This is a genomic window from Parahoeflea olei (genome assembly GCF_001703635.1).
Classification (GTDB): Bacteria; Pseudomonadota; Alphaproteobacteria; order Rhizobiales; family Rhizobiaceae; genus Hoeflea; species Hoeflea olei.
This window is the reverse complement of the sequence record NZ_LQZT01000010.1, coordinates 27,126-38,665: the sequence shown is the minus strand read 5'-3', so window position 1 is coordinate 38,665 and position 11,540 is coordinate 27,126. Positions and strand designations below refer to the sequence as shown.

At 64.1% G+C, this 11,540-nt stretch carries 10 protein-coding genes; 8 read left to right on the top strand and 2 right to left on the bottom strand.

The window, feature by feature from the left end:
- Positions 1-135: 135 nt before the first annotated feature.
- The gene (locus AWJ14_RS08130) at positions 136-540 is read left to right on the top strand and encodes a hypothetical protein (RefSeq protein ID WP_066177287.1); all 405 of its coding nucleotides are present in this window, start codon (positions 136-138) and stop codon (positions 538-540) included.
- Between the two features lie 24 nt (positions 541-564).
- Here AWJ14_RS08130 and AWJ14_RS08125 read toward each other — a convergent pair whose 3' ends face one another.
- Positions 565-996 (bottom strand): GlcG/HbpS family heme-binding protein, encoded by a 432-nt coding sequence (locus AWJ14_RS08125; protein ID WP_066177285.1) that lies wholly within the window; start codon positions 994-996, stop codon positions 565-567.
- Between the two features lie 213 nt (positions 997-1,209).
- On the bottom strand, positions 1,210-1,803 hold the full coding sequence (phaR, locus tag AWJ14_RS08120; RefSeq protein WP_066177281.1) for a polyhydroxyalkanoate synthesis repressor PhaR: 594 nt from the start codon (positions 1,801-1,803) through the stop codon (positions 1,210-1,212).
- Between the two features lie 241 nt (positions 1,804-2,044).
- On the opposite strand from phaR, the gene AWJ14_RS08115 reads away from it, so the two are divergent.
- The 7 genes from AWJ14_RS08115 (at position 2,045) to AWJ14_RS08085 (ending at position 11,463) form a co-directional block, all read left to right on the top strand.
- A complete protein-coding gene (locus tag AWJ14_RS08115) occupies positions 2,045-3,217 on the top strand; it encodes an acetyl-CoA C-acetyltransferase (protein ID WP_066177279.1) in 1,173 nt (390 codons plus the stop codon).
- 79 nt (positions 3,218-3,296) lie between these two features.
- Positions 3,297-4,022 (top strand): acetoacetyl-CoA reductase, encoded by a 726-nt coding sequence (gene phbB / locus AWJ14_RS08110; RefSeq protein WP_066177277.1) that lies wholly within the window; start codon positions 3,297-3,299, stop codon positions 4,020-4,022.
- A 965-nt stretch (positions 4,023-4,987) separates the two neighbouring features.
- On the top strand, positions 4,988-8,164 hold the full coding sequence (locus AWJ14_RS08105) for a helicase-related protein (RefSeq protein WP_066177274.1): 3,177 nt from the start codon (positions 4,988-4,990) through the stop codon (positions 8,162-8,164).
- A gap of 9 nt (positions 8,165-8,173) precedes the next feature.
- Positions 8,174-8,566: an RNA-binding S4 domain-containing protein gene (locus AWJ14_RS08100; RefSeq protein ID WP_066177272.1), complete on the top strand. Its 393-nt coding sequence runs from the start codon at positions 8,174-8,176 to the stop codon at positions 8,564-8,566.
- Between the two features lie 268 nt (positions 8,567-8,834).
- Positions 8,835-9,173, top strand: a complete 339-nt coding sequence (gene fdxA, locus AWJ14_RS08095) for a ferredoxin FdxA (protein ID WP_066177269.1) — start codon at positions 8,835-8,837, stop codon at positions 9,171-9,173.
- 422 nt (positions 9,174-9,595) lie between these two features.
- Positions 9,596-10,168: a CarD family transcriptional regulator gene (locus AWJ14_RS08090; RefSeq protein ID WP_035529978.1), complete on the top strand. Its 573-nt coding sequence runs from the start codon at positions 9,596-9,598 to the stop codon at positions 10,166-10,168.
- 416 nt (positions 10,169-10,584) lie between these two features.
- The gene (locus AWJ14_RS08085; RefSeq protein ID WP_066177266.1) at positions 10,585-11,463 is read left to right on the top strand and encodes an RNA polymerase factor sigma-32; all 879 of its coding nucleotides are present in this window, start codon (positions 10,585-10,587) and stop codon (positions 11,461-11,463) included.
- Positions 11,464-11,540 lie beyond the last annotated feature (77 nt).

The window sequence follows — 11,540 nt, the reverse complement described above, 5'->3', positions numbered from 1 at the left end:
GGGTGGTCTCGGCGCTCCACCGGCACTGACGGGCTTGCGCTTGACGGCGCGAGTGCGCATTGTCCGCCGAGCCGCGTGCGCGCGCCCTGAAGGGCGCCGCGGGCCACACCGTTTCGTTTTCCGGGGACTTTCAAGATGCTCGCAGCCATACCATTGATGATCGTGCCGCTGGTTGCCTACAATCTGGTCATGGCGGGCCTGTTCGGCGGCGGCGTCGCCGGGCTCGGTTCGACCGTCACCTCGCTGTCGATGATGTCGGGTGCGAACTGGACCATGAGCCTGGGCGACCTGCTGATCGTCGTGGCGCTGGTGCTTCTGTTCGTCGAGGTGGTCAAGGCCACCCGCACCGGGCGCTGGTCGGTGCTCGACCACATGCTGTCGCTGTGCGTGTTCGTGGTCTTCCTGGTGGAATTCCTGCTGGTGCGCGATGCCGCCACGCAAGTGTTCTTCATCCTGATGGCGATCGCCTTCATCGACGTGATCGCCGGGTTTACCGTCGCGATCCGCTCGGCGGGCCGCGACGTCTCGATCGGGCTCTGAGGACGGGAACGGCTGGCTTTCGGGTCAGCCCGCGTCGGGCGTGAAGCCCGCGGCCTCGATGCCCGCAACAGCGGCGCGCTCGTCATTGTCGGATGTGTCGCCGGTCACGCCGACCGCGCCGATGATCGCGTTCTTGCGGTCGCGGATGAGCACGCCGCCGGGAACGGCGACGATGCGCCCGCCCGAGACCGCCGACAGGCCTTCGAGGAAATGCGGCCGGGTTTCGGCCTGGGCGTTGAGCCAGCGCGAGCCCGCGCCCACGGCGAGCGCGCCATAGGCCTTGCCGCTGGCGATCTCGAACCGCATCATCGAGGCGCCGTCCTGGCGCTGGAAGGCCTTCACATGCCCGCCCGCATCGAGCACCACCACCGACAGCGGCTTGAAGCCATGTTCCTTGCCGGCGGCGAATGCGGCGGTGATGATCTTGAGCGCCTTGGCAAGCGAAATGTCGGTCATGGTGAAGCCCCTTTTGAAACGATGTCAGTTCACGTGACACCTCTTATAGGAGGTCACCGCGTGGTTGCGCCAGCCACTGCTGTCGCTGCTCAGGGGAAGGTGTTCGTCCCGCAGGGAAAGAATGGGAGCTTCGGTCCCCCTACGGTGTGGAACGAAGGCGGCGCGCTCCCTTGATCCCGTCGCGGGACCGGCGGGACGCGGCGCAACGGGCGGTCAGCTGTCGATCGAGTTGATCTTGTCCTGAAGCTGCTTGAGCTGGGCCTTCAAATCGTCGATGTCGCGGGAGGTGTCCGATTTCCGCGGCGCCTCTTCCGTGGTATCCGAATGGGCCAGCGCGAAGGGCGAGAACATCTGCATCGCCTTCTGGAACATTTCCGTGTTGCGGCGCACTTGCTCCTCGACCAGCTGGATCGGAAGCTGGATGTTGCGGGCCACCGGATTGTCGCCGAAGGCCTTGGTGATCTGGGCGCGGACCTGCTCCTGCTGCTCGGTCAGGGCCGCCATGGAATGCTCGAGATAGCTCGGCACCACCATCTGCATCTGGTCGCCATAGATCGAAATCAGCTGGCGGAGGAAGGAGACCGGCAGCAGCGTGTTGCCGGTCTTGGATTCCTGCTCGAAGATGATCTGGGTCAGCACCGAGTGGGTGATGTCGTCGCCGCTCTTGGCGTCGAGCACCGTGAAATCCTCGCCCTTCTTGACCATCACGGCGAGGTCGTCGAGCGTCACATAGGTGCTGGTTCCGGTGTTGTAGAGACGGCGGTTGGCATATTTCTTGATCGTGACCGGTCCGCTGTTCTTCGCCATGTTCATTCTCCTCAAAGGTCTCCCCGGGCCTGAACTTCACCGTGGTCGCCGACTGTAGGCGAAAAGATCATCGGATGACAATTCCTTTGTGCGTTGCGGCGAAATGGGTCCGCAAAGCGCTGAACTATAGTCGGTATTAAACCGATTGCATGGGTTTTTGGCGCGCGGGGCATTTGACAGGACCTGCAACCTCCGGCACGTTCCGGACAAACAGTCTCATCACAGGACAGGGATACCCACCATGAGCTCCATCGTTATCGCCAGCGCTGCACGCACCCCCGTCGGGTCTTTCAACGGCGCGCTGTCTTCCCTTCCGGCCCACGAACTGGGTGCCGTGGCCATCAAGGCCGCGCTCGAACGCGCGGGCGTCGCCCCCGCCGAGGTCGACGAGGTCATCCTCGGACAGATTCTGTCCGCAGGCCAGGGACAGAACCCGGCGCGGCAGGCGGCGATGGCCGCTGGCATTCCGCAGGAAGCCACTGCCTGGGGGCTCAACCAGCTCTGCGGTTCGGGCCTGCGCGCGGTGGCGCTCGGCATGCAGCAGATCGCGAGCGGTGACGCCAGCATCATCGTCGCCGGCGGCCAGGAATCGATGTCGATGGCGCCCCATGCCATGCACCTGCGCGGCGGCGTGAAGATGGGCCCGGCCACCATGATCGACACCATGATGCACGACGCGCTGACCGACGCCTTCTATAACTACCTGATGGGCACCACCGCCGAGAACGTCGCCAAGCAGTGGCAGCTCTCGCGCGACGAGCAGGACGCCTTTGCCGTCGCCTCCCAGAACAAGGCCGAGGCCGCGCAGAAGGCCGGCAAGTTCAAGGACGAGATCGCGGCCGTGACCATCAAGGGCCGCAAGGGCGACACGGTGGTCGAGGACGACGAGTACATCAAGCATGGCGTGACCATCGAGGGCATTTCCAAGCTGCGCCCCGCTTTCGACAAGGAAGGCACCGTGACCGCCGCCAACGCATCCGGCATCAATGACGGCGCCGCCGCGACCGTGCTGATGAGCGAAGCGGAAGCAGAAAAACGCGGGATCACGCCGATGGCACGGATCGTCTCCTGGGCCACCGCCGGCGTCGATCCGCAGATCATGGGCACCGGCCCGATCCCGGCGTCGCGCAAGGCGCTTCAAAAGGCTGGCTGGAGCGTGGGCGATCTCGATCTCGTGGAAGCCAACGAGGCCTTCGCCGCACAGGCCTGCGCGGTCAACAAGGACATGGGCTGGGATCCGGCGATCGTCAACGTCAATGGCGGCGCCATCGCCATCGGCCATCCGGTCGGCGCCTCGGGCGCGCGCATCCTCAACACGCTTCTGTTCGAAATGGCCCGCCGCGACGCCAAGAAGGGGCTCGCCACGCTCTGCATCGGCGGTGGCATGGGCGTGGCGCTCTGCGTGGAGCGCTGAGTTCACGACCAAAAGCGCCGGGCTCCAAAGGGTCCCGGCGCCCTCACTATGATAACGGGAACAACCTGGGAGGATTGGCATGAGCAAGGTAGCAATCGTGACGGGCGGGTCGCGGGGTATCGGGGCAGCGATTTCGATCGCGCTGAAGGCGGCTGGCTACACGGTCGCCGCCAACTATGCCGGCAATGACGAGGCTGCAGCGAAGTTCACCGAGGAGACCGGCATCAAGACCTACAAATGGTCGGTCGCCGATTACGACGCCTGCGTTGCCGGGATCAAGCAGGTCGAGGCAGACCTGGGTCCGGTCACGGTGCTCGTCAACAATGCCGGGATTACCCGCGACGGCATGTTTCACAAGATGACGCCGCAGATGTGGAACGAGGTGATCAACACCAACCTGACGGGCCTGTTCAACATGACCAACCCGGTCTGGGGTGGCATGCGCGACCGCAAGTTCGGCCGCATCATCAACATCTCGTCGATCAACGGCCAGAAGGGCCAGGCGGGCCAGGTCAACTATTCTGCTGCCAAGGCGGGCGACATCGGCTTCACCAAGGCTCTGGCGCAGGAAGGTGCGCGCGCCGGCATCACCGTCAACGCCGTCTGCCCGGGCTACATCGGCACCGACATGGTGCGCGCCATCGACGAGAAGGTCTTGAACGAGCGCATCATCCCGCAGATCCCGGTCGGACGTCTCGGCGAGCCCGAGGAAATCGCCCGCTGCGTGGTGTTCCTCGCCTCCGACGATGCGGGCTTCATCACCGGCTCGACGATCTCCGCCAATGGCGGGCAATATTTCAGCTGACGCGGCAGCCGCGTGAGACCAACCAAAGCGCCCGGCGGTGGCCCCGCCGGGCGTTTTGCTATGCGTCTTCCTGCACGCGCCTGGTTCTCCGGGGCGACCGCGGGTCGGGGCTTTCGCGACTTTTCCCAAGCTCCGCTCAGAAAGGCCCAAAGGTTAACGCAAAGGGCTGTCAAGCGGGTGCGCGGCCCATTTTTCAATGCCCGATTAGCGGATGCTTCGACGGCAAACTACAAGATAGTGTGGTGAACAAACCGGGAAATCTGTTCCAGGGCTGATTCGTCGCCGATTCGTTCCGCGGCTGTTCCGGAAGTTAATCCGGCGCCTATTTTCATTAACCAAGTCTTTGGAATTCTTGCCAAATCGTAAATGGCCGCTCCGACCCTGCAAAGGCTCGACGGGCGCTTTGCGACGGGGGCTCGGGCCCTCCAAAGGTTAACATCGGGACCTGATCCGGCAGGCTGGGCGCCCGGCGTCCTGCGGGTTTTAGTGCAAGGGGCGGCGCGGCATCGCCAGATGTTGTGGAGAACAAATGGCCAACCGTGCCCGGTCAGTGATTCGTCGCCGGTTCGTTCCGCGCCTGTTCCGAAGGTTAACGCAGAAGCCTAAAATACCACTTTTGGCGTTAAGGAAGCATTTGGAAAGATTAACAAATTCTGAATTTCGAGGGACTGTCCAAAGCGTGTGCGTAAACCCTTTGTTAGCCTTGTAAAAGTGGTTAACGGCTTGCGCAAAATTGTAACCGACCGAGCCGTCGCCGATTCAGCATCTGGTGGCGGATCATGGTTGTCGATCCAGATGTTGCGGTGAACAAAAGCGGAATCAGGATGAGTCATTGATTCGTCGCCGATTCGTTCCGCCACTGTTCCAGTGGTTAATCGCCGCTCATCCCCCGGGCCATTTTTGTCCTGTTCCCGCCACGCTGATGTGTTAGGTAGACACCCGTCTCGAGCACGATACGGACACTGATGCCCGCTTCTCCCACTCATTCGCCCAAACCCCTGATCCTCTCCGGACGCGGCGTCACGGCCGTCCTGGGGCCGACCAATACCGGCAAGACGCATTACGCGATCGAGCGGATGGCCGCGCATTCGTCAGGCGTGATCGGGCTGCCGCTCCGGCTGCTTGCGCGTGAGGTCTATGGCCGGATGGTCGACAAGGTCGGCGTGCAGCACGTGTCGCTGGTCACCGGCGAGGAGAAGATCACGCCGCCCGGCGCGCGCTACTCGGTCTGCACGGTGGAAGCCATGCCGCAGGAAACCACGGCCGCCTTCGTCGCCATCGACGAAGTGCAGATCGCGGGCGATCTCGAGCGCGGGCATGTCTTCACCGACCGGATCCTGTCGCTGCGCGGCCGCGAGGAAACCCTGCTTCTGGGCTCGGCTACGGTGCGCGGCATTCTGGAACAATTGCTGCCCGGCATCACCATCATCGAGCGCCCGCGGCTGTCGGAGCTGCATTACGCGGGATCGAAGAAGATCACACGGCTGCCGCGGCGCTCGGCCATCGTCGCGTTTTCGGCAGACGAGGTCTATGCGATCGCCGAACTGGTGCGGCGCCAGCGCGGCGGGGCCGCGGTGGTGCTCGGCGCGCTCAGCCCACGCACCCGCAACGCCCAGGTCGAGCTCTACCAGAACGGCGACGTCGATTATCTGGTCGCCACCGACGCCATCGGCATGGGGCTCAATCTCGATGTCGATCACGTGGCCTTCGCCCAGGACCGCAAGTTCGACGGCTATTCCTACCGGCAGCTGACGGCATCCGAATTCGGCCAGATCGCCGGCCGCGCCGGCCGGCACCTGCGCGACGGCACCTTCGGGGTGACCGGCCAGGTGCAGCCCTTGCCCGACGATTTGGTGCAACGGCTCGAAACCCATGTCTTCGAACCGGTCAAGATCCTGCAATGGCGCTCCAAGCAGCTCGATTTCTCGAGCCTCAAGGCCTTGCAGGCAAGTCTCGAGCAGGTTCCAGCCGTGCAGGGGCTGACGCGGGCGGTTCCCGCCGTCGACCAGCGGGCACTCGAGCATCTGGTCAATGATTTCGAGGTGCGCGATCTCGCAAATTCGCCGAAGAACGTGGCCACGCTGTGGGACGTCTGTGCGCTGCCCGACTACCGGCGGATTGCGCCGGCGCAGCATGCCGACCTGATTGCGACGATCTACCGCGACCTGATCCGGCTCGGCGAGGTCAACGAGGATTTCCTCGCCGAACAGGTGCGCCGGACCGAGTCCACGGATGGTGAAATCGACACGTTGTCGGCCCGGATTTCGCAGATTAGGACCTGGACATACATCTCCAATCGGGGTGAATGGCTTGCCGATCCGACACACTGGCAGGAAAAGACGCGCGAAATTGAGGACCGATTGTCCGATGCGCTGCATGAAAGGTTGACGAAACGCTTTGTTGACCGCAGGACATCTGTGCTCATGAGGCGCCTGAGAGAGAACGCGATGCTCGAAGCTGAAATTAGTGTGAACGGTGATGTCTTCGTCGAAGGCCACCATGTGGGACAGCTGGCGGGATTCCGGTTTGTCGCCGATACCTCGGCCGACGGACCGGACGCCAAGGCGGTGCTTGCTGCCGCGCAGAAGGCGCTGGCGCTCGAATTCGAGGCGCGCGCCGCGCGGCTGCATGCCTCGGGCAATTCGGACTTTGCCATCGGCTCGGACGGCACGGTGCGCTGGCATGGCGATCCGGTGGCGCGCCTGACGGCGGGCGACCATGTGCTCAAGCCGCGTTCGATCCTTTTGGCCGACGACCAGCTGACCGGCTCGGCGCGCGATTTCGTCGTCGCCCGCATCGACCGCTTCGTCAATCATCACATTGCCACCGTTTTGAAGCCGCTCGACGACCTGGCGCGGGCCGAGGATCTCGATGGCCTCGCCCGGGGCCTGGCCTTCCGGCTCGCGGAAAACCTCGGAATCCTGTTCCGTCGCGACGTGGCCGAGATGATCAAGGATCTGGACCAGGGCGCGCGCGCATCCTTGCGCAAATACGGCATCCGCTTCGGCGCCTACCACATCTTCATGCCGGCGCTGCTCAAGCCCGCGCCTGCAGAGCTGGTCACGCTGCTGTGGGCGCTCGCCAATGACGGGTTCGGCAAGTCCGGTTACGGCGACGTGACGCCGCTGCTGGCCGCCGGCCGCACCTCGGTTGCCACCGACCCCGCGATCGACCGCGAGTTCTATCGCCTCGCCGGCTTCCGCTATCTCGGCAAGCGTGCCGTGCGCATCGACATTCTCGAGCGGCTCGCCGACCTGATCCGCCCGGCGCTGCAGTGGAAGCCGGGCAATCCGGGCGCGCGTCCCGAGGCGGCCTATGACGGCCGGCGCTTCGTGACCACCACCGGCATGCTCTCGATTCTCGGCGCCACCCAGGACGATATCGAGGAAATCCTCAAGGGGCTTGGCTACCGTGCCGAGCCGGTGCCGGCTGAAGAAGCGCAGGCCCATTTCGACAGTCTCGCGGCCGCGCAGCCGGAGACTTCCGGGCAGGCGGGGTCCGGCCCGGTGGTCGAGGTCGTGGTGTCGCGGGCCGCAGACCGGCCGCACAAGCCGGCCGCGGAAGCCGTGCCGGCGGCTGAGGTCGCGTCCGGCGAGACCGCTGGAGCGGAAGCAGAGCCGGTTGCCGGCGAAGACTCCACGCTTGAGGCGCCCTCCGAGACATCCGTCGATGCCGCAGCGGCAACGCCAGCGGAGGCCGCTCCGGCCGAGCCGGCCGAAGCCGTTACTGCGGACGCTGCACCTGGCGCCGAGCCGGCACCTGCCGCCGAGACGGAAGCCGAGGAAGCCCCGCGCCCGGTGCTGCTGTGGCGGCCCGGTGGCCGTTCGGACGGAGCCCCCCGCGGGCCGCGCCCTGCCGGCGCGCCCGGTGAAGGTCGCGGCCGTCGCAACCGGCCTGGCGACAAGCCTGCGGGCGAAGAGGGTGCCGGCGACGGACAGCGCCCCGGCAAGGGACATCGCGGCAAGGCCGGGCGTCCCCACGCCAAGGGCGGGCACGGCAAGGATGGGCATGGAAAGGGCGCCCCCAGGACGGGTGCCGGCGGCGGCAATCGCCCCGACCGGCCCGAGCGCCGGGAAAAGCCGCTCGATCCGGATTCGCCCTTCGCTGCGCTCGCCGCCCTGCGCGACAAGCTCAAGAAATAGGCGCCGGCCTTGGCGGGGGACAGCGAAAGACAGCGCATCGACAAATGGCTGTTTTTCGCACGCATCCTCAAGTCGCGCACGCTTGCGGCCAAGTTCGTCGCCGCGGGCAGCGTGCGCGTCAACCGCGAAAAGATCGACCAGGCCAGTTTCCAGGTCAAACCGGGCGACGTGCTGACACTGTCGCTGGAGCGGCGGATTGCGGTGCTGAAGGTGCTGGGCTGCGGCGCCCGGCGGGGGCCGGCCACCGAAGCGCAGCTGCTCTATGAGGACCTGACCCCGGCTCCGGCCGCGGCCAATGCGGCCGTGCCGCAACCGCCGCAGCGCGAGCCCGGCGCGGGACGGCCCACCAAGCGGGACCGGAGAAAAATCGACGCCATGCGAAATCCCGGATCGCAGACATGATCTGCCCCGGCCCGGGGCTTATCGGGGCAAGACGTTTCGCAAAACGCCCGCGTGGACGCATGCATTTTCCGCTGCCCCTCAGGTGCGGCGCTTTGTCGAAATCTCAAGTCTTGCAATGGGCCGCCAAAGTCGGTACCTCACGCCGTTGTCTGCTGGAGTGTAAGGGCTGCCCGACCGTGGGCGCGCGCTGTGGCATTCGGAAAATGTTGCTGGCGCGGCTCATCGCGACCCTTTGAGCACGACATGCATGGAGCCTCAGGAGAGACGTATGACCTATGTGGTGACTGACAATTGCATCCGCTGCAAATACATGGATTGCGTTGAGGTCTGCCCGGTGGATTGCTTCTACGAGGGCGAGAACATGCTGGTTATCCATCCCGACGAGTGCATCGATTGCGGCGTGTGCGAACCGGAGTGTCCCGCCGAGGCAATCAGCCCCGATACAGAGCCGGGTATGGAAAAGTGGCTCGAGATCAATACTGAGTATGCCGACAAGTGGCCCAATATCACGATCAAGCGTGAGGCGCCCAGCGACGCGAAAGACTTTGACGGGCAGGAAGGTAAGTTCGAAAAGTACTTTTCTCCCGAACCCGGCGAGGGCGACTAAGCTTCGACTCGCACGCGAAATTCTTCGCGGTGCAGCAAATTGGCGGACGTGCCGCCGCCGGCTTCACCAAAGGCTGCCGCAGTTTGCGGCAGGGTTTGCCGCTGCTTGTGCAAATCATTGATTTACACCATTTTTTGTGATACACATTTTGTTACTGACATCTTTAAGGCGCCGTCAGGGCGAAACTAGAAGCAAAATCGGAAGCATACGTCCCCTTACAGCGGTGGTTCTCTCCTAACAGCGTCAGGCTGTCGGACTGGTTGTCTCCGCGTGGTGACGGGCTGCGCCGGTTTATTCGCCCCGAAGCGTCTTAAAGCTTTGCGTGTCAGTGCGATGCGCCTCCTGGCCGTCGCAGGACCTGTCCGGGCAACCCATGCCCGGCTCCCAGTGTCCGTTTCCGTAACAGGGAGTTTTGAAAACGCATGACAACCCAGCAGAAAAAAGTGCCTTCACAAAGACAGGGTTTCAAAACCGGTGAGTCGATCGTCTATCCGGCCCACGGCGTCGGGCAGATCGTTGCCATCGAGGAGCAGGAGGTCGCAGGCCACAAGCTCGAGCTTTTTGTGATCGATTTCGAGAAGGACAAGATGCGCCTGAAGGTGCCGGTCGCCAAGGCCTCCACCATCGGCATGCGCAAGCTGTCCGAAACCGATTTCGTCGAACGCGCCCTCAAGGTCGTTCAGGGCCGCGCCCGGGTCAAACGCACCATGTGGTCGCGTCGTGCGCAGGAATACGATGCGAAGATCAATTCCGGCGACCTGATTTCGATCGCGGAAGTGGTTCGCGACCTGTATCGCGCCGAAAACCAGCCCGAGCAGTCCTATTCCGAGCGCCAGCTCTATGAAGCGGCGCTGGACCGGATGGCCCGCGAACTCGGCGCCGTCAACAAGATGTCCGACACCGAGGCCGTGCGCCTGATCGAGGTGAACCTGAACAAGGGGCCCAAGCGCGGCAAGGCCAATGACGAGGAAGGCGCGCAGGAAGAAGCCGCCTAATCGGCACCTGACCTGCGGGAATGCGAAAAGCCCGGGCCGCCCAGCGCGCCCGGGCTTTTTTGTGCCTGTCGTCGGGCCGCGCAGGGGAGCTCATTTCCCTCCTTCGCCTTGCGCAGCCTTTGGCACGCGTTGCCCGTGAAAAAAAGCCGGAACCAAATCGGGCGCCGGGCGTTTAGCGCGTAAACACTGGCTTCAGGCGTGGACCGGACCACGCTCTGGGGAGCGACTGTCTTATGCGGTTCGGGCGCGCTTCGCGTGCTCTTCGGCACACCTCAAACCGGGCCGGGCGGGGATCTGGGCTGGATCCGATCACGGCGATGTCATCGACTGTGATGATCCGTTTACCCCGCAGACGCGTAGCCTTTCCACGGAAGGCGTGGAACCGATCAACAGGACTGCAGTGACAGGAGGGTGTCATGAAAGAGATTCCGGCCAACAGGCAACCGGCCAACAGGCAGATCGTGCGCGCCGCAATGGCCGCCCCCTATCTCGAACGCGAACAGGAGCATGATCTGGCGGTTCGCTGGAAAGACAACAAGGACCAGGATGCGCTGCACCAGATCACCATGGCGCATATGCGTCTGGTGATCTCGATGGCGGCAAAGTTCCGCAATTTCGGCCTTCCCATGAGCGACCTGATCCAGGAGGGCCATGTCGGGCTGCTCGAGGCTGCAGCCCGGTTCGAGCCCGAGCGCGATGTGCGCTTTTCGACCTATGCCACCTGGTGGATCCGCGCCTCGATCCAGGACTATATCCTGCGCAACTGGTCGATCGTGCGCGGCGGCACCAGTTCGGCGCAGAAGGCCCTGTTCTTCAATCTGAGGCGGCTCCGGGCGCGGCTGACGCAGGACGATCCGACGCTCTCGGAAAGCGCAATTCACTCGCAGATCGCCGACGCGCTCGGCGTGCACGCCAAGGACGTGGCGGTGATGGATGCGCGCCTGTCGGGATCGGATTCTTCGCTCAATGCGCCGATGGCGGACGGCGAATCCGGGTCCTCGTCGGACCGGATGGATTTTCTCACCAGCGAAGAGCCGCTTCCCGACGAACAGGTGTCCACCATCATCGACGAGGAACGCCGCAATGTGTGGCTGGACGATGCGCTCAACACGCTCAATCCGCGCGAACTCAGGATCATTCGCGAGCGTCGCCTGACCGATGACGGCGCAACGCTGGAATCGCTCGGAACGGCGCTCGGGATCTCCAAGGAGCGGGTGCGCCAGATCGAAAACCGCGCGCTTGAAAAACTGCGCGTGGTGCTGATCAGCCAGACCCCCGAGATCGCAAGCCTGTGATCCGCCCTTCCGGACCGGCTTGAGCCGGTCCCGGTCCCTTCGCAGCCCGGTAGTGGCTTGCGGGGACTGCCGCGACC

Bases quoted from the DNA above. Each gene is read 5' to 3' on its own strand.
- AWJ14_RS08130 (WP_066177287.1), top strand. From the start codon at position 136: ATGCTCGCAGCCATACCATTGATGATCGTGCCGCTGGTTGCCTACAAT.
- AWJ14_RS08125 (WP_066177285.1), bottom strand. From the start codon at position 996: ATGACCGACATTTCGCTTGCCAAGGCGCTCAAGATCATCACCGCCGCA.
- phaR (WP_066177281.1), bottom strand. From the start codon at position 1,803: ATGGCGAAGAACAGCGGACCGGTCACGATCAAGAAATATGCCAACCGC.
- AWJ14_RS08115 (WP_066177279.1), top strand. From the start codon at position 2,045: ATGAGCTCCATCGTTATCGCCAGCGCTGCACGCACCCCCGTCGGGTCT.
- phbB (WP_066177277.1), top strand. From the start codon at position 3,297: ATGAGCAAGGTAGCAATCGTGACGGGCGGGTCGCGGGGTATCGGGGCA.
- AWJ14_RS08105 (WP_066177274.1), top strand. From the start codon at position 4,988: ATGCCCGCTTCTCCCACTCATTCGCCCAAACCCCTGATCCTCTCCGGA.
- fdxA (WP_066177269.1), top strand. From the start codon at position 8,835: ATGACCTATGTGGTGACTGACAATTGCATCCGCTGCAAATACATGGAT.
- AWJ14_RS08090 (WP_035529978.1), top strand. From the start codon at position 9,596: ATGACAACCCAGCAGAAAAAAGTGCCTTCACAAAGACAGGGTTTCAAA.
- AWJ14_RS08085 (WP_066177266.1), top strand. From the start codon at position 10,585: ATGAAAGAGATTCCGGCCAACAGGCAACCGGCCAACAGGCAGATCGTG.